The organism is Exiguobacterium sp. RM11 (assembly GCF_059821525.1).
This window is the reverse complement of record NZ_CM187558.1, coordinates 2,730,914-2,755,973: the sequence shown is the minus strand read 5'-3', so window position 1 is coordinate 2,755,973 and position 25,060 is coordinate 2,730,914. Positions and strand designations below refer to the sequence as shown.

At 43.7% G+C, this 25,060-nt stretch carries 22 protein-coding genes and 1 pseudogene; 13 read left to right on the top strand and 10 right to left on the bottom strand.

What is annotated here, in order from left to right:
• The first annotated feature begins 53 nt into the window (after positions 1–53).
• Complete coding sequence (locus AC5LIL_RS14375; RefSeq protein WP_214749625.1) at positions 54–1,553, top strand: malate:quinone oxidoreductase; 1,500 nt, start codon at positions 54–56, stop codon at positions 1,551–1,553.
• A gap of 116 nt (positions 1,554–1,669) precedes the next feature.
• Here the strand turns inward: AC5LIL_RS14375 and AC5LIL_RS14370 are convergent, their stop codons facing one another.
• The 3 genes and pseudogenes from AC5LIL_RS14370 to AC5LIL_RS14360 all read right to left on the bottom strand — a co-directional run.
• The gene (locus tag AC5LIL_RS14370) at positions 1,670–2,197 is read right to left on the bottom strand and encodes a CarD family transcriptional regulator (protein ID WP_271305830.1); all 528 of its coding nucleotides are present in this window, start codon (positions 2,195–2,197) and stop codon (positions 1,670–1,672) included.
• A 107-nt stretch (positions 2,198–2,304) separates the two neighbouring features.
• The gene (locus AC5LIL_RS14365) at positions 2,305–2,730 is read right to left on the bottom strand and encodes a MarR family winged helix-turn-helix transcriptional regulator (protein WP_499824473.1); all 426 of its coding nucleotides are present in this window, start codon (positions 2,728–2,730) and stop codon (positions 2,305–2,307) included.
• A 291-nt stretch (positions 2,731–3,021) separates the two neighbouring features.
• Positions 3,022–3,267 (bottom strand): annotated as a pseudogene (locus AC5LIL_RS14360) (alcohol dehydrogenase catalytic domain-containing protein); the annotation flags it as partial.
• Between the two features lie 196 nt (positions 3,268–3,463).
• On the opposite strand from AC5LIL_RS14360, the gene AC5LIL_RS14355 reads away from it, so the two are divergent.
• From AC5LIL_RS14355 to AC5LIL_RS14340, 4 genes are all read left to right on the top strand, one after another.
• Entirely contained in the window at positions 3,464–4,204 is a 741-nt protein-coding gene (locus AC5LIL_RS14355; protein ID WP_499824472.1) for a uracil-DNA glycosylase family protein, read from the top strand.
• Positions 4,205–4,313: 109 nt separating this feature from the next.
• Positions 4,314–5,060 carry a methionine ABC transporter ATP-binding protein gene (locus AC5LIL_RS14350; protein WP_499824471.1) on the top strand — a complete coding sequence of 249 codons (747 nt, stop codon included), beginning with the start codon at positions 4,314–4,316 and terminating at the stop codon, positions 5,058–5,060.
• Positions 5,053–5,715: a methionine ABC transporter permease gene (locus tag AC5LIL_RS14345; protein WP_499824470.1), complete on the top strand. Its 663-nt coding sequence runs from the start codon at positions 5,053–5,055 to the stop codon at positions 5,713–5,715. The genes AC5LIL_RS14350 and AC5LIL_RS14345 overlap by 8 nt, the downstream gene beginning before the upstream one ends.
• Positions 5,716–5,735: 20 nt before the next feature.
• Positions 5,736–6,551, top strand: a complete 816-nt coding sequence (locus AC5LIL_RS14340; RefSeq protein WP_499824469.1) for a MetQ/NlpA family ABC transporter substrate-binding protein — start codon at positions 5,736–5,738, stop codon at positions 6,549–6,551.
• A gap of 30 nt (positions 6,552–6,581) precedes the next feature.
• Here the strand turns inward: AC5LIL_RS14340 and AC5LIL_RS14335 are convergent, their stop codons facing one another.
• The 3 genes from AC5LIL_RS14335 to AC5LIL_RS14325 all read right to left on the bottom strand — a co-directional run bounded on the left by AC5LIL_RS14335 (position 6,582) and on the right by AC5LIL_RS14325 (position 8,794).
• The gene (locus AC5LIL_RS14335; RefSeq protein ID WP_499824468.1) at positions 6,582–7,418 is read right to left on the bottom strand and encodes an aldo/keto reductase; all 837 of its coding nucleotides are present in this window, start codon (positions 7,416–7,418) and stop codon (positions 6,582–6,584) included.
• A gap of 79 nt (positions 7,419–7,497) precedes the next feature.
• Positions 7,498–8,460: an HAAS signaling domain-containing protein gene (locus AC5LIL_RS14330; protein WP_499824467.1), complete on the bottom strand. Its 963-nt coding sequence runs from the start codon at positions 8,458–8,460 to the stop codon at positions 7,498–7,500.
• Entirely contained in the window at positions 8,447–8,794 is a 348-nt protein-coding gene (locus AC5LIL_RS14325) for a PadR family transcriptional regulator (protein ID WP_499824466.1), read from the bottom strand. The genes AC5LIL_RS14330 and AC5LIL_RS14325 overlap by 14 nt, the downstream gene beginning before the upstream one ends.
• Positions 8,795–8,932: 138 nt before the next feature.
• Here AC5LIL_RS14325 and AC5LIL_RS14320 point away from each other — a divergent pair, with 138 nt between their 5' ends.
• Positions 8,933–9,334 (top strand): hypothetical protein, encoded by a 402-nt coding sequence (locus tag AC5LIL_RS14320; protein WP_499824465.1) that lies wholly within the window; start codon positions 8,933–8,935, stop codon positions 9,332–9,334.
• A gap of 39 nt (positions 9,335–9,373) precedes the next feature.
• Here the strand turns inward: AC5LIL_RS14320 and ahpF are convergent, their stop codons facing one another.
• Positions 9,374–10,897, bottom strand: coding sequence for an alkyl hydroperoxide reductase subunit F (gene ahpF / locus AC5LIL_RS14315; RefSeq protein ID WP_499824464.1), 1,524 nt, complete (start codon positions 10,895–10,897; stop codon positions 9,374–9,376).
• A gap of 11 nt (positions 10,898–10,908) precedes the next feature.
• A complete protein-coding gene (ahpC, locus tag AC5LIL_RS14310; RefSeq protein WP_015880295.1) occupies positions 10,909–11,472 on the bottom strand; it encodes an alkyl hydroperoxide reductase subunit C in 564 nt (187 codons plus the stop codon).
• A 318-nt stretch (positions 11,473–11,790) separates the two neighbouring features.
• Here ahpC and AC5LIL_RS14305 point away from each other — a divergent pair, with 318 nt between their 5' ends.
• Positions 11,791–12,477 carry a BglII/BstYI family type II restriction endonuclease gene (locus AC5LIL_RS14305; protein WP_499824463.1) on the top strand — a complete coding sequence of 229 codons (687 nt, stop codon included), beginning with the start codon at positions 11,791–11,793 and terminating at the stop codon, positions 12,475–12,477.
• A 13-nt stretch (positions 12,478–12,490) separates the two neighbouring features.
• Here the strand turns inward: AC5LIL_RS14305 and AC5LIL_RS14300 are convergent, their stop codons facing one another.
• Together AC5LIL_RS14300 and AC5LIL_RS14295 are read right to left on the bottom strand one after the other, a co-directional pair.
• A complete protein-coding gene (locus tag AC5LIL_RS14300) occupies positions 12,491–12,937 on the bottom strand; it encodes a very short patch repair endonuclease (RefSeq protein WP_214746560.1) in 447 nt (148 codons plus the stop codon).
• A 69-nt stretch (positions 12,938–13,006) separates the two neighbouring features.
• The gene (locus tag AC5LIL_RS14295) at positions 13,007–14,344 is read right to left on the bottom strand and encodes a MutH/Sau3AI family endonuclease (protein WP_499824462.1); all 1,338 of its coding nucleotides are present in this window, start codon (positions 14,342–14,344) and stop codon (positions 13,007–13,009) included.
• Positions 14,345–14,524: 180 nt separating this feature from the next.
• On the opposite strand from AC5LIL_RS14295, the gene dcm reads away from it, so the two are divergent.
• The 6 genes from dcm (at position 14,525) to AC5LIL_RS14265 (ending at position 25,015) form a co-directional block, all read left to right on the top strand.
• Entirely contained in the window at positions 14,525–15,859 is a 1,335-nt protein-coding gene (gene dcm, locus AC5LIL_RS14290; protein ID WP_499824461.1) for a DNA (cytosine-5-)-methyltransferase, read from the top strand.
• A 277-nt stretch (positions 15,860–16,136) separates the two neighbouring features.
• Positions 16,137–19,142: a UvrD-helicase domain-containing protein gene (locus AC5LIL_RS14285; RefSeq protein ID WP_499824460.1), complete on the top strand. Its 3,006-nt coding sequence runs from the start codon at positions 16,137–16,139 to the stop codon at positions 19,140–19,142.
• Entirely contained in the window at positions 19,135–21,753 is a 2,619-nt protein-coding gene (locus AC5LIL_RS14280) for a PD-(D/E)XK nuclease family protein (protein ID WP_499824459.1), read from the top strand. The genes AC5LIL_RS14285 and AC5LIL_RS14280 overlap by 8 nt, the downstream gene beginning before the upstream one ends.
• Positions 21,754–21,948: 195 nt before the next feature.
• Positions 21,949–23,373 carry a 3'-5' exonuclease gene (locus tag AC5LIL_RS14275; protein ID WP_499824458.1) on the top strand — a complete coding sequence of 475 codons (1,425 nt, stop codon included), beginning with the start codon at positions 21,949–21,951 and terminating at the stop codon, positions 23,371–23,373.
• A 44-nt stretch (positions 23,374–23,417) separates the two neighbouring features.
• Entirely contained in the window at positions 23,418–23,924 is a 507-nt protein-coding gene (locus AC5LIL_RS14270; protein ID WP_499824457.1) for an HIRAN domain-containing protein, read from the top strand.
• Positions 23,925–23,995: 71 nt separating this feature from the next.
• Positions 23,996–25,015 (top strand): HNH endonuclease, encoded by a 1,020-nt coding sequence (locus tag AC5LIL_RS14265; protein WP_499824456.1) that lies wholly within the window; start codon positions 23,996–23,998, stop codon positions 25,013–25,015.
• Positions 25,016–25,060 lie beyond the last annotated feature (45 nt).

Genomic DNA, 25,060 nt, shown 5'->3' with positions numbered 1-25,060 from the left:
GGGGATTCTTCGGTTGTATGACAAAAAATTCAGGGGATAAGGATGGGGTTTTCATGAGCAGTACGCAAACGAGAACAGACGTCATTTTGATTGGGGCAGGCATTATGAGCGCAACGCTCGGTTCACTCTTTAAAGAGCTCGTACCGGAGTGGAACATCAAAGTGTTCGAAAAGCTCGATGCAGCAGGGGAAGAAAGTTCAAACGAATGGAATAACGCAGGTACGGGACATGCCGCACTTTGCGAATTAAACTATACAACGGAGAACGCGGATGGGACGATTGATATTTCCAAAGCGGTCAACGTCAACGAGCAATTCCAAATCTCACGCCAATTTTGGGCACATCTCGTGAAGCAAGGATTGATTGAAAATCCAGGTGCCTTCATTCGTTCAATTCCACATATGAGCATGGTCCAAGGGGAAAAGAATGTCGATTTCTTGAAACGCCGTTTGGAAGCGCTCACAACGAATCCGTTATTTGAAGGCATGGTCTTATCGGACGATCCGAATCAGCTACGGGAATGGTTCCCGCTCATCATGGACGGACGGACATCGGACGAACCGATTGCCGCGACGAAAATCGATTCAGGGACGGACGTGAACTTTGGTGCGTTGACACGGATGTTGTTTGACCATCTCACGTCAAATGGAGTCGAGGTGAACTACGGTCATAGCGTCGAGGATGTGAAACGTCTCGACAACGGCCTATGGGAAGTGAAAGTGAAAGACTTGTCTGCGAACAAGATTGAAACGCACACGGCACCGTTCCTCTTCATTGGAGGTGGTGGTGGAAGTTTACCACTCTTACAAAAGACAGGGATTCCAGAGTCGAAACAAATCGGTGGGTTCCCGGTCAGCGGGCTCTTCCTCGTTTGTAAAAATCGTGAGGTCATCGAGCAACATCACGCGAAGGTCTACGGAAAGGCGAAAGTCGGGGCACCACCAATGTCGGTACCGCACCTCGACACACGCTTTATCGATGGACGAAAAGAGTTGTTATTCGGACCGTTCGCCGGCTTCACGCCGAAGTTCTTGAAAACAGGATCGAACTTGGATTTGATTCGTTCGGTCAAACCAAACAACGTCATCACGATGCTTGCAGCAGGGGCAAAAGAGATGCCGCTCACGAAATACTTGATCGAACAGGTGCTCTTGTCACACGACAAGCGCATGGATGAACTTCGTGAATTCATCCCGAACGCCAAGAACGAAGATTGGGAAATCGTTGTGGCCGGGCAACGGGTTCAGGTCATCAAAGATACACCGCAAGGAAAAGGGACACTCCAGTTCGGAACAGAAGTCGTCAGCGCGGAAGATGGTTCCGTTGCGGCACTTCTTGGTGCTTCTCCAGGCGCATCGACAGCTGTTCATGTCATGTTGAAAGTGCTCGAACAGTGCTTCCCGCAACAGTTACCGGAGTGGGAAGAGAAAATCAAAGAGATGGTTCCGTCATATGGATTGAAACTTTCGGAACATCCGGACCTGTTCAAGACGATTCACGAATCGACAGCGGTCACGCTCGGTTTAGAAGAAAAGGACATGGTCCATAACTGAAGAGAATGAGGCGAGTATACAATCGTATGCTCGCTTTTTTGTATGAACACTTATTAAGTTATAAAGAAGTAGATTGTTTTGTCAGAACAAAAAAAGACCTCTTCCACGTGGAAGGGTCAAGGTGTGAGTGTCGCCATGCTTTCATGTAAGTATTCACCGATTTGACGTTCGATGTCGCTTTCTGAACGTTCAAGAGCGAGCGAGAGTTCTTTCACCAAAATGGTTTTGGCGTTCTCTAAAATTTTACGATCTTGTTCGTACAGCTTTTTGTTTGCCTGTAGCGCCTCGATTTGACGACGGCTCAACGTATTCACGACTTGAGCGATCTCGTGACGGTTCCCTGAATGGACAACATTTAAAAATTCACGATTGCGATTGTTCGAATGCGGATTCCATTCAACGCCAGGCGAGCGGAACGACTCTAAAATCTCTAATGCTTCGTCTGCTTCGAGCAACGTCAACATCATCACATTGTCATTATCGACCGGGATGCTAATCTGCAACTTCTGTGAGTTGTTGATGGGGTGAAGCGTATAGTACGATTTCGTTTCTCCTGCGACCGTTTTGTCCGAAATGTCGTCGATCCGACATACGCCATGGGTCGAGTAGATGATTAAGTCTCCAGCTTTAAACAAGTCGATCACCTCTTCCTTATCTATAAGCATAGTCATTCAGAAGGTGAAATGTCAACTCGGTTGACGTTTGATGCAAGGTGTGCATATAAAAATCGTGACGAGTGAACACGACACGATTACAGTTTCCAGTCCATTCGTAGAATGGTGTTCAGTTGATCGAACGCCTCTTGTCCAATGCTTTCTTGAATCCGTTGCTCGAGTTGCGCTTTGAGCGCCTCATTCTGTTCATAACAAGTGTGACCGAGAGAGGTCAGCTCGATACATTTGTCCTTTCGATTTTGCGGATGGTCCGTCACGAGGACGAGCGCCTTACCTTCTAGATTCTTAATCAGTTTATGAATCGCTTGCCGCGAGATGTGGACGTTTCGCGTGACCTCGGCAATGGTCGTTTTAGCTTGATAAAGTGTAGCGAGAATATACCATTCGGAGTTTGAGATGTGGATGTCACTCTGCTCATTCCAGGATTGTTCACTTATGCGTCGCACTTGATCGTTTCGTTCAGTCAGTAAATCAAGTAGACGGGTTGACGTTGATGGAGTCAAATCAAGTCACTCCTCTTTCGTTTCCAGGTTTTAAGACGTTCCTAACTATACAAAAGCAACTATACCCCGTCAACGTCAATCTAGAACAAAACGAGGCACAAGGCCTCGTTTTTTACTGGCAGTCTTTATTTTTGAAATCGATGACCATCCGTCCCTGAATTTTCCCTTGTTCCATCTCTTCGAACACGTCTTGTACTTCGTGAAGGCAACGCTTATGAACGACTGGCATGACGAGTCCTTCAGCCCCGAACTGGAAAGCCTCCTCTAAGTCTTTACGTGTTCCAATTTCCTGACACGGTCGCCGATTTTGAGACTCGTAACATCGTCCGCGATTTGCGATACAATCCCAATCCCTTCATGACCGAGCACACGTCCTTGGACATCCCCGAAGTCACCGGCCGCGACGTGAAGGTCCGTGTGACACACGCCACAGTACTCGACATCGACGAGCGATTCCCCGGATTGTAATGGACGAATTTCCTTTTCCACGACTTCAATGTTGGCTTTGCTTGCTGAATTGACAACGACTGCTTTCATGTTTGAACACACTCCTTGTGAGAAATTAGCGAATCTGCCTAAACAACACTCTGAATCACACCGTAAGAATATTACAAAAAAATGGAATGAAAGTGCTTTTATTTTTGGATAGCATTTGTCTGAAACATGAACTTTTGTCACATGAAGATTTAGGGAAATAGAGATGAAGGAAGCAAACGAAAGGAGTGTCAGTTACATGACGCGGACAGAGTTATTTCACACATACAAATCGAAAATTTTGCAGTTATCGGACTTAGGGGAAGAGACGTTAAAAAGTGAAGATTTTTTGTTAGACCGTGATGAAAAGAAACAACTCGATATCTATTACGCACCATTTGAATACATCAACCCGGATGCGAAAGTCGTCATCGCAGGGATCACACCAGGCTTGTATCAAATGCGTCAGTCGTTCGAGGCGATCCGTGACTTAGAAGATGCCACAGACGAAGAGGCGCTTCGAGCCGTCAAACAACGTGGCAGTTTTTCCGGTCCGATCCGAAAGAACTTAGTGACGATGCTGGACGATTTGGAGTTACATCATCATTTAGGAATCGATTCCTCCCTCGATTTGTTTGGACCAGCGAACCATCTCGTTCAAAACACGGCGGTTCTTCCTTATCCCGTCTTCTATAAAGGCAAGAACTATAACGGATCGAGCCCGGATATGATTCGAACAGAGCTGTTTCGACCATACGTAGAAGGAATCTTCGCAGAAGAGATGGCCCATCTTCAAGGTGCACTCATCTTACCGATGGGCGTGAACGTGAGGCGAGCCGTGGAGTTATTGGTTGAGCGAGGTCTTTTGGACCAGGAACGCGTAGTAAGCGGTTTTCCGCATCCATCTGGTGGCAATGGGCATCGCCATCGCATCTTCGCTGAAAATCGAGACGCCATGAAACGACACATTGCTGAACATTTCAAACGACATCCACTCTGAACCGCAGTGCGGTTCTTTTCATGTGAGCACATGAACTGACATCGACTTTTTACTTCGCTAAAATGATAAACGGTTGACTCACTCACGAGATGTAGAAAGGATGTCTGCCATGATCACATTGTCGTCCGTCCATAAGCGTTATGGACAAGAGATGGCCGTTCGCGATGTATCGCTTCATATTCGAAAAGGTGAGATTTACGGCATTATCGGCGCAAGCGGTGCCGGGAAGTCGACGCTTCTTCGATTGATGAATTTGTTGGAGAAACCGGATACCGGGAACGTCACGGTCGATGGCGACCAGTTGACCGAACTCTCTAATCGGGAACTCCGCAAGAAGCGACATCGGATTGGAATGATTTTTCAACAATTTAATCTTGTTGCGAATAAGACCGTCTTTGATAACGTCCTCGATTCACTGAAGCTTGCCAAGCGGCCGAAATCCTCATGGGAGACGCGCGTGATGGAATGTCTCCGGTTCGTTGGACTCGAAGCGTACCGCGATAAATATCCTTCCCAGTTGAGTGGGGGACAGAAGCAACGGGTCGCCATCGCTCGGGCACTCGCAAGCGAACCGAGCGTGCTCCTGTGCGATGAACCGACCTCTTCCCTCGACCCGAACACGACGGCGGAAGTACTGCGTGTCCTTCAGTCAGTCAATGAACAACTAGGCGTCACCGTCGTCCTCGTCACACATGAGATGGATGTCATTCGTCAAATCTGTCATCGTGTCACCGTCATGGCAGACGGTACCGTTCATGAGACGATTGAACGGGAGCCGACAGGGGTGGTCGCCATCGATCAGAACCCAAGTTGGTTCGTCGAACAGTTACGGAAGGAGGCTGAACCGAATGCCTGACATCTTGTTGCGCTATCAATCGGAGATTTGGCAGTCCATCGCCGAGACGTTCATCATGGTCGGGGTATCGATTCTTGCTGCGATCCTAGTTGGACTTCCATTAGGTACGTGGCTTTATCTTTCGCGTAAAGGGCAACTGTTAGAGAACCAAGTCGTCTTCTCCGTCCTCAACCTGGTCGTGAACATCGTTCGGTCTTTCCCGTTCTTGTTACTCGTCGTGTTTTTGATTCCATTTACACGATTCATTATCGGGACGGCCATCGGAACAGCGGCAGCGACGGTGCCACTTTCCATCATCGCCATCGCGCATTATGCGCGCCTCGTCGAGCAGTCATTGATTGATGTTCCGCGCGGGGTCGTCGAAGCGGCGCTTTCGATGGGGGCGTCGGTGAAAGATATCATCTTCAAGTTTCTTTACGTCGAAGCCAGATCCGGTCTCGTGCTCGGATTGACGACATCCATCATCAGCTTTATCTCATACTCGACAATCATGGGGGTCGTCGGGGGCGGTGGCATCGGTGACTTTGCCATCCGTTATGGATATCAGCAATTTCAGACAGAACTCATGCTCTATATGATTCTCATCATGCTCGTTTTCGTGCAGCTGATCCAGTTCACGGGCACGACCGTGGCACGAATCATCGACAAACGCTAAACAGAAAGTAGGAAATGAATATGAAAAAATTGATGGCACTTCTTGCCTCGCTCACACTCGTCCTCGCCGCATGTGGGAACGACACTGAAACACAAACAGAACAATCGAACGAACCACAGACGTTGAAAGTCGCGTCACTCATCCCACCGATGACAGATATGCTTGAAATCGCGAAAGAACAGCTCGCAGAAGAGAACATCGAACTCGAAATCGTCGTCCTCGGAGACAACGTCCAACCGAACTCGGCACTCGCGGCGAAAGAAGTCGATGCGAACTTCTTCCAACACGTCCCGTACATGGAAGAGTTCAACCGCAGCAATGATGCGAATCTCGTTCCCATCGAACCGATCTATTTCGCAAACTACGGCGTATACGCGAAAAACTATGACAACATGGAAGACATTCCGGAAGGCGCGACCATCGCCATCGCCAACGACGTATCGAACATCGACCGTTCACTCTCCCTTCTCGCACAACATGATGTAATTGAACTCGGAGAGAAAGAAGGCACGTACTATACACAAGCTGATATCACATCGAATCCGAAAAACTTCAAGTTTGAAGAAGTCGACTTGTTGATGCTCGCTCGTGCATACGATGATGTCGATGCGGTCTTGATGACACCGGCTTACGCAGCACCGCTCGGTTTGACACCGAAGAGTGACGCACTCCTCACAGAAGGTGTCGAGAACGACTTCGCAATCACGCTTGTCGCACGTGAAGACAACCAGGACGACGAAACAATCCAAAAACTCGGTGAGGCCCTCACGAGCGATGAAGTCCGTGCGTTCTTAGAAGAAAATTATGCAGAAACGGCGATTCCGGCGTTTGAATAAAAAAGATTGAGCCTCTTGGCTCAATCTTTTTTAGTACTCTTCGTATTCTCTTGGATCTTGGTCATCGATGCGACCATCCGGCTTCGTCAACGCATTGAGCGTCTCCATTTCTTCGTCGGTCAATTCAAAGTTGAAGACATCGAGGTTCTCTTTTTGGTGTAACTCGCTAGATGAACGGGCGAGCGGAATCACACCGAGCTGGATATGCCAGCGCAAGATAACTTGAGAGACACTCTTGCCTTTTTGTTTGGCAAGCTCGGTGATCTTCTCGTCATGGATGACCGTACGGGCGCGACTGAGCGGGCTCCATGCCTCTGTGATGATGCCGCGTTCTTTATCGGCTTGACGCTGCTCGACTTGCGAGAAGTACGGGTGTAACTCGATTTGGTTGATGACCGGTGTTTCTCCCGTTTCTTCAATCAAACGGTCAAGATGTTCCGGCATGAAGTTCGATACCCCGATGGAGCGGATCCATCCGTTTTTCTTCGCCTGAATCAAGGCACGCCACGCCTCGACGTACTTGTCTTGTTTCGAGTTTGGCCAATGCAAGAGGAACAAATCCCAATAGTCGAGGTTCGCCCGATATAGGGACTCCCGAATCATCTCGAGTGCCTGGTCGTAGTCATAATATTGCGCGCGCAATTTTGATGTTAAGAAAAGTTGTTCGCGCGGGATGCCAGATTGGCGAACCGCCTCACCGACCGCACCTTCATTATCATAACGAATCGCCGAATCGATCAGTCGATATCCGTTTCGGATGGCGCACGTGATGGCGTCGACCCCTGCTTCACCTTTTAAATAAACTGTCCCGAGTCCAATGGCCGGGATCTCATAACCATCATGTAACTTCATTGTTGGAATACCCATCAAATGCCTCCCCATTCAAAATCCGTTCTCTTCTCCGGTATTCCACTTTCCTCGGAAATGAAACGTTTGAATGTGAGGTTCAACGACTAAACGCTTTGATCAACCCTTCGGTAAAGTCGAGGATACATACGATAATAATGGTGAGTAAAATACTCCAGACACCCCAGCGACTGATTGTTTCGATGTCGATATTCGTTTGTTCAGCAATCAAAGAGAGCGCTTCGGTCGAAATTAGATCAGGTTGCAGTAAAATGAGTGCCGTGACGGCAATCCATACCACATTGAAGAGGGTATTCCATAAGGCGAGCGGCTTCGTCCAGTGTCGAACGATCCATTTGTAAATGGCGATCGCGATGCCAAAGGCGGCCAAGGCAATGACAAATGGGAAGAATTGATTCAAGACGGACGAATTGAGTAGTGGATAGGATTCGCCATCCGTGACGACGCGAATCAACTGTTCGGCGTTGACGTACAATACGACCATCAAAACGGTGACGACAACATCAAACAAGATTGAACCAAGAGAGATTGAGGTCGAACGAGGTTTTACTTTCTTGAGTTGTTCAGGTTTCCAACTCGAGAAGGGGACTTCGCCCTCAGGTACAGCCCGTTCGATGATGAAGAACGTGAGGGTAATCCAGAATAGCGTTTGAACGACAACATTGAAGATGGCAGCCCCGGTTTGAAGGAATGCTTGAATCAAGAATTGACTCCAAGACGTGTCGTCTATCGGGTTGGTCAAATAACCGATGATGGAGAGAACTGTGATGACCGTGACGGCAATCGGTAAGACGATTTTGATGATGTTCACGTACTGTATGAAGAGGGCAGGACCGATGAGATAGAGTGGTCGGTTCGCATAGCGAGCGGCGAGGATATGAGGGTCGCCGAGTTGGCGCAATGCTTCAAATAAATCCGCTTCAGATGGGTCATTTCCAGTCATGTCATCAATGGTCGATTCCAATTCGAGTGCGACGTCTTGCCGCATCGACTCTGGGATTCGAGAGGTGACTTCATTGATATACACATCACGAAGATTCATGATCGTTTCCTCCTTCGATTAGACGGGTCAATGTTTTCGACATGTTCACCCACTCCACGTACAACTCATTCAAAATATCCATTCCGTCTGGGCTGAGTACATAGTATTTACGAGGTCGACTCTCTGTCGTATCCCAGGAACTCGTGACGAGTCCTTGTTTTTCAAGTCGACGCAGGAGCGGGTAGAGCGTACTCTGGTCAATGTTGATGTCGGCATCAAGTAGCGCTTGAACGAGAGAATAGCCGTATTGAGGTGTCTTCAACTGACTGAGCACCGCAATCGTCAACGTGCCGCGCCGCAATTCCGTCACCAACGAGGCTTTGACATCGGACATTTTTTCGCCTCCTTCATTCGTTCATCTTTATACTGTATATCATACACTATAAGTCTTCATACATCAATGTAGTTAATCATATAAAAAAGAAATTGAGTCTTTTCCTGATTCTGGGATAATGAAGGGGAGGTGATGTTCATGAAGTGGTGGTGGATGGTTGGCGGTATCGTAATTGTCATGTTGATGGAAGTGAACGTTCGGATATATGGTGGAGCCGCAACGTTCGGGGTGCCGATTGGATGGATGATTACGATATTGGTTCTGGCCCATTTTCGAAAGCCCATATCGACTCGATGGACTGTGGCGTTTGGGGTGATTAGCGTAAGTATCGGAATCGTGTTATCCGTACCGACTTATTCGGTAGCGGAAGCACAAGAGACGCTGAATAAAACGTACAATGACGTGACGTACATGGAAAGCGTACCGACGACCGGGGGAGAATGGAATCCATTCACGCCTCGAGTGGGCTACCGATTTGAGACGGGGAGCGGAGAATCGGTCTTGTTCATCCCGGACTCCGGGAAAACATTTGAACTGTAAAAAAAGACTCGCTCTCATGATAGAGGGCGAGTCTTCTTATTAGTTGCGAATCATGTAGTCGAAGGCGCCGAGTGCGGCTGTCGCACCAGAACCCATCGAGATGATGATTTGTTTGTAGGCACTGTTCGTGCAGTCTCCTGCGGCAAACACGCCTGGGACGTTCGTTGCGCCATGACGGTCGACAACGATTTCCCCGAAGTTGTTGCGTTCGACCGAGTCGAGCCAGTCCGTGTTCGGGACGAGGCCGATTTGGACGAAGACGCCTTCCAATTCGACATGGTGTGACTCGTTCGTCTCACGAGACACATACGAGATGCCGTTCACTTTGTCCGTACCCGTGATTTCTGTCGTCTGAGCGTTCGTGATGACAGTCACGTTCGGGAGGCTGTGGAGACGGTCTTGAAGCACTTGGTCGGCCTTGAGTTCAGGAGCGAACTCGAGAACCGTTACATGCTTGACGATCCCTGCGAGGTCGATGGCCGCTTCGATCCCAGAGTTACCGCCACCGATGACCGCGACACGCTTCCCTTCGAAGAGAGGACCGTCACAGTGCGGGCAGTAAGCGACCCCTTTGTTTTTGAACTCCGCCTCACCTGGGACGTTGACATTACGCCAGCGTGCACCAGTTGAGAGGATCACGCTCTTACTCTTCAAGACAGCGCCGTTCTCGAGTTCGATCTCGACGAGGTCCTTTTTCTCAAGACGCTTCGCGCGTTGGAGGTTCATGACGTCGATTCCGTACTCTTTGACGTGCTCTTCTAGACTTGCGACAAGCTTTGGACCTTCTGTATAAGCGGTACCGATGAAGTTCTCGATCCCCATCGTGTCCATCACTTGGCCACCGAAGCGCTCCGCGATGATTCCTGTACGGATTCCTTTACGAGCGGCGTATACGGCAGCACTCGCACCAGCTGGACCGCCACCGACGACGAGGACGTCGTACGGGTCTTTGTCCGAGAACGCAGACGCATCAGGACCTGTACCGAGTTTCGCCAAGATCTCTTCGAGTGACATCCGACCGTTACCGAACGATTCTCCGTTCAAGAAGACCGTTGGGACAGCCATGATCTCTTTCGCTTCCACTTCATCCTTGAACGCGGCTCCGTCAATCATCGTGTGGGTGATGTTCGGGTTGAGGACGCTCATGACGTTTAGCGCTTGCACGACGTCAGGGCAGTTGTGGCAGCTGAGGCTGATGTATGACTCGAAGTGATACGTGCCTTCGATGTTTTGGATCTGTTTGATCGTGTCCGCATCGACTTTCGGTGCGCGCCCGCTCACTTGGAGGAGGGCGAGGACGAGTGATGTGAACTCGTGTCCGAGTGGAATCCCCGCGAAGACGATTCCTGTCTCTTCAGACGGACGATTCACGCTGAAGCTCGGTGTACGCTCGAGTGTCGCGCGTTCGATCGAGATGCGTGATGACATGCTGGCGAGTTCGTTGACGAGCTCGAGCATCTCGTTTGAGATTTTGTCTTCCCCAGCACTCACACGGAGGACGACATCGCCCTCCATGAGCTGGAGATATTGGTCGAGCTGTTGTTTAATCGCTGCTTCTAACATGCAATCGCTCCTTACAATTTACCGACGAGGTCAAGGCTTGGGCGGAGTGTTTCAGAACCCTCTTCCCATTTCGCTGGGCAGACTTCGCCTGGGTTATTGCGTACGTATTGTGCTGCTTTGACTTTGTTGACGAGCGTGCTCGCGTCACGGCCGATGCCGCCAGCGTTGATCTCGACAGTTTGGATGACGCCGTCTGGGTCGATGATGAACGTACCACGGTCTGCGAGGCCGTCTTCTTCGTTCAAGACATCGAAGTTGCGTGAGATGACGTGTGATGGGTCACCAATCATGATGTACTCGATTTTTCCGATTTTCTCAGATGTTTCGTGCCAAGCTTTATGTGTGAAGTGTGTGTCTGTTGAGACAGAGTATACTTCTACACCGAGGTTTTTAAGTGTAGCGTACTCGTTTTGAAGGTCTTCGAGTTCAGTTGGGCAGACGAATGTGAAGTCAGCTGGGTAGAAGCAGACAACGCTCCATTTGCCTTTGAGGTCGTTCTCTGTAACTTCGAGGAATTCACCTGTTTGGAATGCTTGTGCTTTGAATGGTAGTACTTCTTTGCCGATTAATGACATGGGTTATGTCCTCCTTGTTTTTTTACTCTAGCGTTTCTATCTCGACTAGAATAATTATAATGTAATACTAACTTCATATAACGAGCTGGAATTGTCAAGGCGTTTGCATGCTTTGAAATGTGTTGAAATAACTCATAATTATTTATGATTAGCTTAATATCAATGAAGAAAACGATTACAATAATGATGTATTTTCTTTCTTTAAGTAGTATCTTTACAAAATATTAAATGAGTCACAAACTCGATTGAAAGATGGAAAGTGTATCGTTATTCTCGTCTTTCTGTTCGTGATTATCATTTACAGACGGGAGATTTATTATGAATTATCGAGTTCATTCCCACCGATTCGGTGAGACGATATTGAAGAATGATGAAGAGTTCAAGGAAATCTGGTCAGAGATTCATGACATCATTCAGTCAATTAGCGACGATGACATCATCAAATTATTTAATGGAAAATACGCTAAAAAGAACAAGAGTCTATCAAAGGCTTTGAACGAACTATTCAGACTGGAATTTTTGAGAAGAGGATGGATGAGCGAGAGTCCGATTTTTCAGGACCGTGACTATTCAGAGAATGTGTGGCGTCTTGATTTCGCCAAAGATAATATCTCGCTCGAGGTCGGATTCAACCATGCGGGTACCATCGCTTGGAACTTATTGAAACCAGTCATCGCAAGCGAACTGAACCACGTCGAAAAGGCGATTCAAACAAGAATCGGAGTAATCATTTGTGCGACTCAACGATTACAGCGTGCTGGTAATTTTGATGGCGCCATTGGGACGTATGAGAAATATGTCCACCATTTGAAGCCGCTGAACACGCAACTCACCGTACCGATTGTCATTATCGGACTTGAAGCACCTGATACGTTCAAAATCGTTGAATATTTAAACGAGAAAGGCGAAAAAAGAGGCCGCGTAGAGGAACTCTACGCGAACCTGCTTGTCGATGAAACGACCGAGACCTATGATGAACCGATGTTCGATGAAGATTTAGACTGATGTACTTTTAATCTCAGCCGCTTCGTATGTGTCGGTTTTGCTTGGCCATATCAACGAAATGAGTGATGGTATAGATGACATGATCAAAATCATCATTGACCTGGTGTTCCCAAAATCGAAGGATGATCCAACCTTCCTCTACATAATGTTGTGTGACGTCGGCATCACGTTCGATGTTTCGTCCAATCTTTTGACGCCAAAAATCGGCATTCGTCTTCGGTAGTTTGAAGTGGAGGGGACAGCCGTGCCAATAGCAAGAGTCCAGAAATACGACGACGCGTAATCCAGGAAACGAGATGTCGGGCGTCCCGTAAAGTTTGCGATTGTTTTTGCGGTACCGATATCCGGCCGCCCACAGCGCTTTTCTGACTTTGACTTCCATCTTCGTATCTTTCCCACGGTTTCCGCTCATCGTCTTGAACACGGCTGGACTCGATGCTTTCGGTACGTTTCTGGCCATACCCTCTCCTCCTTGAGTTCTTAGAGAAGGTATTCCCTATACAGTCAGCAGATTATCAACAGAATATGTTCAAGATTTAATCATCATGGATTGCTGAAACTTTTTGTGTAAAAAATCTTTGTTAAACATGAAGCATGTTTTTCGTCCACCTTTGAAAAAAGCTTCATAACAAGAGTCGTCTTTTCCGCCTTTAGTAGAAATGACTAGAGGAGAATCTGGACATTTGGTCGCTGTTGGGAGATCCGAGATTTTGTTTGTGACAAGCGCCCTCTGAATCTGTTTATACGTCTTTGCGAAGTCCTCAATTTCGTCAGGGGTAAATGCGACTTTGAACAAACACTCTAACTTTCTGTGTCCATTTTTAGAGGAGTTCTTTTCGCCGAGATAACCGACATAGAAGAAAGTACTCTCTTCAAAAAATAGCTTCCAATCAGAAATCTCCCATTCATCTTGAAAATCTTCTCTGTGGAGAGTTCGGAAGGTTGCTTTTTCAAGGGGATAGTAGTTTGTTTTTATGGGGATACTCCTGATGTCATACGTCAATTTATTGAAAATCTCGACCTTCTCCAAATCCTCTTCGGTGCCAATGACACGTTTCTTAATCATTCCACCTATGCCTTTCGGAATTTTATCTTTAACAGAATTGGGGTCTACAGTCTTCAGGATTTCGATCTGGGTCATCCCTTTGAATTTTCTCAATCGATTCCACAACCACTCTTCCGGTGTAAGTTCTTTCGGTAGATGCACATCATAGCTTGCGCGATGCTCTTTCAAGACACCTTTTATGAAAGAGTTTTTAATCGAGAAGGCTCTTGTTTTAGCTTTGATGGGAGAATAAGGCTGAACTTGTGTTTGCCCAGACGCGCCTTTGGTGGCGGCTCCTAAAACGACGCTGTTTCCCTCAGATAGTTCGTGTGCGAGCCCTTTCTTTACAAAGTCTTGAATCACCAAGTAATCTTTTTCGATTACTGGTTCGATGGCCGTCATATCGTACAATTGATAGTCACGAATAACAAAATCTCTAGGGTCGCCTCCTTTGACAAATTCATACCAAATAAATAAAATTCTTCGGTTTTTTGAAATTAAAGAACTATATTGAAACTCTTGCTCAACGATTTTTGAAAAGTTGATTTGAGAGAGTGATATCCGTTCTTTGGCAGACCATAGCCCCTTCTTAGTCACTGTGAACCCGGAGACTTTTAGTTCAACCCCTAAATTGTCAAAGTCCGCTTCGGCTTTGTTGTTGTTAGGATATCCATAAAATCCTGTTTCAACTATTTTTCCGAGGATTCCCTTGTCATTCGAAAGTCGTTCAAAATAATTTTCTGTGTCGATTTCACCAAAAGTTTTACCAACAATTTCACTCGTCTTACTTAAAAGTGACTCGATTGAATCAAATTTCAACAATATATAGACCTCCAATAATGGTTATTATTAACATATTACTATAGATTATGATTATATTTTGTAGAAAAGATAAAATAGGATAGGCTTGATCCTTTTTGATATAGGTGATAAACTGTTTTCATTGAGAGAAATGTGTAAATGAAGTAAATTAAAGATAGAAAATACGAAAGGGTGTTCCCATTGATTAAAGTAGTTGAGTTATTTGCCGGTGTAGGAGGTTTCCGCATCGCGCTTGAAGGAATTGAAGATGTGAATGCCGAACCTACATCCGACAAATTCGATGTGGTTTGGGGCAATCAGTGGGAGCCGGCGACGAAGGTACAACCGGCCTTTGATTGCTATGCTGAACGTTTTAAAGGACGTGGCCAACACGTGAATGAGGATATCGCGCTGTCGTGGATGGAAGCAGGACCACACCATTTACTTGTGGGGGGCTTCCCGTGCCAAGACTACAGCGTGTCACGTAGCTTGAAGAATGAGCAAGGGATTCAAGGGAAGAAGGGTGTCTTGTTCTGGGAAATCATGAATATCGTTGAGCAGGAAAAGCCGCCTTACGTCTTACTCGAGAACGTCGACCGCCTAATGAAGTCACCTGCGAAACAAAGAGGGCGTGACTTCAGTGTCATGCTTCGTGCGTTTGCCGATCAGGGATATACGGTCGAGTGGCGAGTCATCAATGCTGCCGATTACGGTTTTGCTCAACGCCGCCGTCGTATCTTCATCTTTGCGACTCGAGCAGATTTGAAGCATTCAACCCGAGCGGGGAAGGCAAATCCTGAGCAGTGGTTGTTGAAAGACGGGTTCTTTGCACCGACTTTCCCGGTCATGGAGATGACAAGCGAGAAGCATCCAGGTTCGACGTTCGAGTTGCCGGAAGACATCGTTGAAATCTCGGACACGTTTTCCGCAACTTATCGAAATGCAGGTGTGATGACGGGGAATCAAGTGACGACGCTTGAGACGCTCCCGGTTCGAGAAACGCCTAAGACGCTCGGAGAGATTGTCCAAGAGGTGTATGAACAGTTTGGTCCTGCCCCAGAACATTACTATCTAGATACGGAAAAAGTTAAAAAATCTGGGCGTACGGAAAAAGAGGAATTGGCCTATATGAAAGGGCCGAAAAAAATCGAACGTACTTCTGCGAGCGGTCACGTCTATGTCTATGCCGAAGGAGGTATGTCATATCCAGATTCGTTGGACCTTCCAGGTAGAACGATGTTGACGAGCGAAGGAACGTGCAACCGTTCGAGCCATGTCATCGAAGACCCGCATACGAAGAAATTACGCTATTTGCGTCCGGAAGAATGTGAAGGGTTGAATGGCTTCCCATACGGATGGACCGCGACTATGACAGACCGCAAGCGATACTTCACGATGGGGAATGCTCTAGTCGTCGGGTTGATTGAGCGGATGGGTCATCGAATTGCGGAGATTCATGAGCAAGAAGACGAAAAGAGCTTGTTGCATGAAGTGAAACAGATGCAGCTGTTGGGGACGTACAATAACTTCAAATGACAAAAAACTCCCATTATAAAAAATGGGAGTTTTTTGTTTGCTATTTAGAAACTATCTCCATGTTTGTTATTATGTAATTAAGAAAAATATGTGAAGGTGGTAGTTTAAGATAGAGCGTTCAGTACTTACCATTCTAAAATCCTCGAAGTATATAGAGGAATGCTTAGATAATACCTATTCCAAAAATCATTACAAACCGGACACTATTCCAGTAGGAACACATCCCGCTACAAAATTTGGACTTCCTAGCTTTTTGTCAAAATTAAGAAAACAAGTTTTGTTATTAGACCGATTACCTTCTGTGGAAGAATATACAGAGTATTTTGCTGAATCTGTCTTATCTAATGTCAATCAGTTGGAGCTGATTAAGCATCATGTTCGAAGTGAAGCGCACACAGCATACCTAGGATTGGTTCGAGATTTTCATTTCGCCCTTCTACTGAAGGAATCCGGGTACTTTGATGAAGTGATTAGCCACGAAGAGGCAGATCTTCAGATGAAGCTCGATGTCATAATAAAAAAAGGCAATGTTTTTATGGGGATTCAGTTGTTTGCTGGAACTGAAGATGAAAAAGCATCAAAAATGGCGAATGCCCTCAAAACGAGATCTATTCAATCGGGTATAAAAGAATATTACTTTCCATTGAGCGGAAAATTTGCTAGACCACAATTGAGAAAAACTAAAAATAGAAATACAACATATGAACTTTATAGTCGTGCCGATGTCGAACATATCGTTGAGGTTTTTATGGAAGACTCTCCGGATAAAATCGATTCTTCCGCAGTTCCAAAACAATTTATATCATTGCCACCTCATCCAGTAGAAGAGGCTTTCAGCACTAATCAAAAGATTCCTTATTCAATCTTATTGATTGAAAATGAGCTCTCGAGGAGTCGAATGGACGAGTTAAAGAAATGGGCACTACAAGGTACTAAGGTTGATATTATCACAAAAAATGTAAGTATTATAGAAAGCCAAAAAAATGTTACAGTGCACGAGCTTTTTGAGGAAATTGATGAGACACTTTTGATTAAAAATGGCCGAATATCTTCGAAACATGAACGTTACATAGAAAACAATCAATTGAGTCCCCGATTCAACTGGGGACAGTATCGCGTTGAACATGCACCCTCAACTTCTGATATTTTAGTGAATGCTGGCGCCGGTAGTGGGAAGACGACAACTATGATTTCGCGAATCATGTATTTGATCCATACAAGTGACGTCAGACTAGATTCTATCGTGATGATTACGTTCACCCGAGAGTCTGCGGCGCATATGCGAAAAAAAATTAAGGAACGTCTCGAATTCTATTATCAGAATACAAACCTGACTAAATATCTAGATTGGATGGAGCAAGTCAATGAGATGAGAATCATGACGATAGACGCTTTCTCCAAGTATTTGTTTGAACAATTAGGCGCAGTCGAGGGATGGGGAAATACTGTCGGTGTCGCATCGTACAAATATCGAACAGAAACAATCATTCGAGAAGAATTTGCAAGGTACCTTACAGAAGAGATTGAAGAGGAAGAGGTTTCTTATTTTTCAGATGTTGAAGAGTATAAAATGATTAAATTTTTCATGCATGTACAGAGTGAGTTAGATAAAAAAGGTCTGAGTGGGGACAGCGATTCTCTTAACTGGGATCCCGCAGAAGACAGCCCGAGAGACAAGAAGTATCAGCAAGCGACTCAGTACGTGATTGAGCGCATGGCGAGTCGAATCAAGGAAGAAAAATTGAGAGACAATTCACTCATGTTGTCGGATATAAAACGTGATTTGTTGACCGTCGTCAAAGCTAACCGACAACTGACGATAGAGCCTGCAATCGATTACATCTTTGTTGACGAGTTTCAGGATACGGATGACCCTCAAATCGAATTACTCGTGGCTTTGTCAAATTTACTGCAAGCTAGGTTGTTCGTAGTAGGAGATATAAAGCAAGCAATTTATCGTTTTCGTGGGGCGAGCCATACAGCCTTTGAGAGTTTAAAACGACTAAAGAATGACTTTCTCTCTTATGATTTGACGATTAACTATCGGAGTTCGAAATCGTTATTAGAAGAAATGGAAGGGCTGTTTAAGGTATGGAAGCAGAACAATCGTTTACCTAATGAAATGAAGAATGGTATTGATACGGGTAGACTGATTTCTTATCTATCTTCGGAAGTCAATACAGAAGAGGTTTTAAAAATCTCGACAACTAAAAACCCTAAACTCGAAGACATCATTCTCGATATGTACGACACGTTGCCATCAGGCGATAAAAAACAATCGGTACTCGGTATTTTAGTAAGAAAGAATAAAGAGGCCCAAGATATAAAGGAGTTGTTAAAAAATATAAGGAAGAACGGTCGAGATGATTTAACATACGAGGTTACTGTAGGCGGCGGATTATTCAAATCGTCGGCGGCAAAAGACCTCCTTCTCTTGATTCGCGTTTTAAAAAATGAGGGATGTCCGGAGAGCTTTTTTGCTCTTAATCAATCATCTTTCGTTGAAGACACTTTAAATGTTAATCACCTGATTCAGCATGAAGGGGATGTTGCACGACTGACTGTAGAGATGGATCGGATTCTAGATGGCGAAAGATGGAAGTGGATGCGGAAGGCGAGAGAGGATGTGCGGATCAAACCTTTTTACAAAGTGCTTCAAAACATCGTGATGGAGCTCCCATATAAACGAATCATGGGATCACAAGGGTACCAGCCACACGAACTCATCCAGTACGAAAGAAATTTGTATAAAGTGTTAGATATTGCAATCAAACGTTTGAAGAGCGAGGTCAATGATCCGGTTGCTTTATATGACTGGTTGAAAATTCAATTAGCGACCAATCGAGATGAAGATGAGGCCGATATCGACGCAAAAGATATCAAAGGAGATAGGGTTGTTCGAGTGATGACCGTCCACAAAGCAAAAGGACTGGAATTTCACTCTGTGTTCATTCCGTTTACCAATTCAAGTTTAATACAGGGCTATCGACATAAAGTCCTTCTCACTTCAAAAGGATTGAGTGGTCAAGAAAAAGTGTTGGCTTTTCACTTTAAGGAAAATGATGAAGTTGTGACCACATCATCTTTCCAAACGATAAAAGCTGAGGATATCACCGAGACGTTAAACGAAGAAACAAGATTACTCTATGTTGCGATGACACGAGCCGAGCAACGACTATGGATCAATGCGGCTCGGCCTCACACACCTAAAGGAACATGGGATAAAGATACGTGGGGAAAATTGATACGAATGGCTGTACGAAAGGAAACGTCAAATGAATAGACAGGTACTGACTTACCGGGTGCCGAGTGACTTGACATGGAAGGACTCGAAGTTTCAAAAACATTATAACGATGTTCTCCATATCACGGCGACACCTACGCTTCACGAATCAATTAATGAAAATCTAAAAATATATCAATGGTTAAAAGCACCTCTTCTAACAATCAATCCATTGTTAGAAGAGGTGCAAGGCAAGGCGTGGAGTAGTCAAAAGAATCAAATGCGTCAATACTTAGAGATTTCACAAATTCTTAGAAATAGATGGGAGTCTTCGTCGCAAGCTGACGTTCGAATGAGGAAACATATTCTGTCATTCGAAAAAAATAGAAAAGAACTGATTTATACTATCCGATTATTAAAAGAGTTGCGGTTAGACAATCTGTTTTCAACTCTCGTCGATAAAAATGGTGAAGAGTCATTGCTGCATGACATTATGAGTGAAATGCATGATGATATTCGACCGATTGCATGGGAAGAACAACTACAATCAAATTCAGAGTATTTCTCTCAGCTCATAAAAGAGTTCTTGCGACAGAATGCGAAAACCAAGAATAATCTTCATCAATTTAATATTGGTGAAGAAAATCAGATTAACAACAGGGTTGAGGCGTCATTGAGTAAAGGAAAGATAGTCTTACATGGTTTTTACTTCATTACCCCACTACAGGAGTATTTCTTCAAGCACTTAGAGCAACAATTTGAATTGATATTTGTGAATTATTATGATGAACTTCTTCCTCACACTTACGAAACGGTAGAACGATTCTTATGGAAAGGCAAGGTGCCGTGGTCGGCCTCGTTCAACGAACCAGCTGTACAACATCCGTACTCAGTCCAGCTGTTAGCGGGAATCGAGGGTCGTCGTTTTCATTCGTTCACAAAAAATGAATTAGGAAAAGTGACCGTATATTCAAATATGTTAGAGTTCCTCTCAAAGGAACGAGATATTCGAGAGCGTGAAAAGGATCACAAGTATGAACACTTCATTTCTTGTCGAAGCGGGGAAGTAAGAGAACAGTTGTATTATGCGGGGTTAATTGATAAAAAATCGCCCTCCTTAATCGATTATCCAATTGGTCGTTTCCTATTCGAACTGCACAACTTGTACACAGAACAGAAGACACCGCATCGTAATTCTTCAGTTATCGAAAAAATATTAAGACCAGATGTATTACAGAGATTATTTAATAGTGGGCATCTTTATGTCGATGGAATAGATGGTTCTAAAATTAACATGTCTAAGTACACAAAACAGTTAGATCAACTCCTCCCTTATTTTTATCTTGGCGAAGGATTTCTTGATGGACGAGATGCTCGATTTTTGACGATAGAAGAGTGGCTTGAAAAGATAAATTTCTTAATAGAAGAGAAGATGAGATGGGAATCACTCCGGCCATTACCAGCAGGACGAGTCCATCGTCTCCATGGCAGGCCTCTTGAGCAACTTTCTTATTTCAAAGTAAGCATTGAAGATATGAAGGTTATACAACAGGGTCTACTCATGATTGGTCGAATGGTTCATGAACTCTTCGAAGTAGAAACTGATTTGAAAATTGGAGAACATCTTGAAAAACTCAAAACCTATGTCAGCATCTCGGCTGAAGAGAAGCGTCAGCAAGAAGAAGTGATTCTGTTAAAAGACTTAATGATGAAGCTTGAGGAATTGAAAGACGAGACTTTAAAATTCTCATTATTAGATATCATGGATGGTCTACGCTTTTACTTGCAGTCGGGACTCCAAAGCTATGATGATGAGGACGAGATGATAGACAGGGTTGGGGCGCTCTTTGTAGCAGATGGAATGGCGTTCAAGCAAAAGCGAAATATTCACCTCGGTTTCATTGATGCGGATGCATTACCGATGAGCACCAAATATAAAATTTGGCCACTTTCAAGTAAAACAATTGATACATTAAGCTTCTCAAGGTCAGAGCTACACCTTTTCAAAGAGTTGAAGAATCTATCCGGCGCCGTAACCAGATATTTGTTATATACGTTGTTGATTGGCGCAGATGACGTAAGGGTTTCGTACGTGAGGAACTTAGAAACGGGCTACGAACTAGAGATGGCTCACTATTTCAAAGTTGCTGGGTTCCGCAAAGAACTCCCAAAACTAACAGATGAAGAATTTAATCTATCGACGTGTACTGACGATATCGTCGTTCCAGATTTTGAACATCGACTGTTACAAGATGAGAATAACCAATGTCCGCAACGCGCTACATTTGCTTATATCCTGAATGATTTTGGAACTTATTCGTCCCGATTTCATCAGCAGCTATTATATAAAAAAATGCTTAAAAGTATTTACCACGTTTTTAAAGATTGGGGTAAAACTGAGATGTACCTTTCGCATTTGTTCCCACAGCTAAGCGGAGCATACCGGAAATTGATTTTGGAAGAAGTTAAGCAGAAATCAAATCGATATCAAAATCCTCGTTATGAAATAGGCAATGTAAGTTATAACGGTTCTTTAAAAGATTTTAGGTTGTTTTACAATAAGCCAGAGCAATCTATCGTTAGTCTGGCCAATCCTGGAAACCATTGTCGCTTTTGTGAGTTTCTAGAGATATGTCGAGAGGGGCATTACGCGATTGATGATGAAAAATAGGAGTCGAGAAAAGTTCGAAACCTTGAGCCAAGAGTTCATAGTAGCATGGATGACACCTCTCGTGAAAAGGGAGCCGCAAGGAATTCGGCAGGAAATTACCGATTTAAGTGTTTTGAAAAAGCAAGAACAAGAACTAGAGGAACAAAGACGAAAGACTTTTTTTGAAGACGACTTTTTTTAAAATGGAGTGATCACATGGTTAAAATCACCGTTACAAAGCAGCAAAACGATGCAATCAATTTTCAAGCAGAGCACGTGTTAATCAAGGGAGCACCAGGTAGTGGGAAGACAACTGTTCTCTTAATGAAGATTGAAAAAATTTTACAATCAAATCCAAATGCTAAAATTTTGTTGATTACATATAACAAGACGTTGGCAGCCTTTGCCCAGAAATATTTAGCCGACAGAGGATATAATCAAGGTAATTTAGAAGTGCGAACCTTTCATTCTTGGGCCTCCAAATACTTGAGACAGATTAAAGGGAAATATTCTTCCTCTTCTTATCAAGTGGATAAGATTTTTGATAATTGTTATGAGAATCAGAAAACGAAAAGTCATCGTTTTTACAGTGATGACAAATTCAAATCATTCTTAAAAGACGAGATTGAATGGATTAAAGGGAAAGGTATCGTATCTGAGGAAGAGTATTTGAACATACGACGGAGCGGAAGGTTGGTTAGCCTTCAGCAATCCGACCGAAAAGAAGTATACACTTTTATGGAACAGTTCGATAAAAATTTAGCAATGGCATCTATTATTCCTTTCGATGAGTATGGCATTCAAATTCATCAAAATCTTAATATCGTTAAAACAAAAGAATCCTATGAGTACGTGATGATTGATGAAGCGCAAGACTTAACACAAGTTCAGCTTATTGTCTTGAGAGAGTTGAATCCGAAGAGTCTAATCGTTTCTGCGGATATTGGTCAACGCATTTATAAGACAGATTTCACTTGGAAAAGTGTCGGAATTAACATTGTCGGTGGACGGACAAAACATTTAGAAGAGATGCATCGATCATGCCAGGAAATCGTCACAATGGCACGCCCGCTTTACAACAAAGATTTGAATAGTAACTCTTCAAAAAACAGTGAAGAGACCCGTGAAGAACTGATCGTACCTAAAAAGAGTAGTGGGTTTTTACCGGAAATTCATCAGTATAGCAAGCACGAAGAAGAATATGAGGGTATTCTGAGGCTAGTTCGAGAGCTGTGGAATAAGTCATCAGATAAAGATATCACTATCGGTGTTTTATGCCGACATAAAATGCACCTCAAGAAACTTAAGGGAATGATGCCTTATAATATTCCTCATGAGCATATTGAAAAAGAAAATGGAAGTTGCTTAACACCTGGAGTGAAGTTCGTAACGATGCATTCCGCAAAAGGACTTGAGTTTGATGTAGTAATTATTCCACGTTTCACAGATAAAAATTTACCAAGTCTTAAAAGAGCAGAAGTGGAAGAGGAAATTGAGGACGCTATCCAGGTGGAAAGAAGACTTTTATACGTATCGATGACGCGAGCGAAGACTAGATTGTTCATTACTGGATATGGTAACAAGATGAGTCGTTTTATAGATGAATTTGAAATCGGAACTTACAACCACGTTTCATATTAACGATACTTGTGGAAAACACATTTTCCAATGAGGTGGGAAAAATGTTGGAGTTTATTGTAATTACAGTCCTGTTATTACTCTTTATTGTAAATAGAAAAGAGAAAAAAAGGTTGAATCAAGCAAAGACAGTAAAAACAAAGAGTTTGAGCGATAATATGACGCGGACTAACCAAGATGAAAAGTACACTAATATATTTCCCGTTCTTCATGATAAAAAGGAGCCTCAAACGACAACTTTGAAAGTTCATAAGAAAAGAGTTAATAGAATCATAAGGTTAGCTGGTGTTACTTTTGAAGGTAGACAGAAATTAATAGCTGAAACAAAGATAAATGAAAATATAAGATTGAAAAGAGAGCCTCGTAATCCTTACGATAAAAATGCAATCAATGTATATGATAGTAAAAATCGAAGTTTGGGATGGATTCCAAGAGAAATTGCAAGCGAGTTAGCACCTATAATGGACAAGCGGATAAATCTTAAAGCTGAAATTATAAAAAAAACCGGAGAAAGTTATCCGAGAGGTCTAGAGATTCGTGTCTATTCTCTGTGAACTCGATATTTCTAAAATATGATAATTCAACTTAGGTTTTGCAATTTAATCTTAAATTTGAGGTGACTTATATGGTGTGGATTGAAATGAGAGATCTCAGTAAAGAACAACGTATAAGAGAGGGTTTCAAATTTTCAAAAAAGCTATGGAGTCCAGCGTATAAAAATAGTGTAGCAACAACAAAATCAGCATATTGGGAATCTTTGCTTGAAGTAGAGAAGGGTGATGTAATACTCCATCTCGTTAAAGGTATTTCGAAAAATAAAAATAAAATGAAATTCATAGGTCATTCTGTGGCTGTGAGTAAATGTAATGTTGTAAACACACCTGCTCCTCACCCTAAATACGATTACTGCGATACATTTTACACAGTACCTTTGGAAAATTATCAAGAATTTAATAGTAAAATATCTTTGAAAAAAATTTTTGAGATAAATGAAGATTCACTAATTACTTATTACGAAAATAATAATCATAAAGACAAAGGAGATAAAAAAGCTATCTTCTACTGTCAGAACCAAAATGATCTTAGAACTGTACAAGGTGCTTATTTTTCAAAAGTAGATAATGAATTATTTAATATTTTGTTTGAAAATAATAAGCTTTCACAAATAAAAGAGTCAAATTTCACATATGATTCAGAAGTTGAGTCTGAAAACAATGAATCAAATAGTGAATCGATTCGAGAAATAAAGGCAAGGGTTGGACAGCAAAAATTTTCGCGACAGGTAAAAGAGAATTTTAATTTTGAGTGTTGTTTCCCTGATTGTCGATTCAATGAGGAGAGACACCTAGTAGGAGCACATATTGTACGTTGGAGTGATAATGTTCAAACAAGAAAAGATGTTAGAAACGGTCTATCGCTGTGTAAACTACATGATGCGGATTTTGAAGTAGGGGTTTTTACTCTAGATCAACAATATAGAATTCGGTTGAATAGAAAATATTTCGAGGCAGAGGGTGGGAATCATTGGGTATTTACAAATCTCCTTCCCTACGAATACAAAAAGATAAAAAAGTGTCGAGAGTTACCCGCTATGGAATGCATAAAAGGGCATTGGGACAGAATTGATTTCTCCCCAGATGCTTAATGATAAAAAAGTGATTGAAAGGCAGAGGGTGTTTAAATTCCCTCT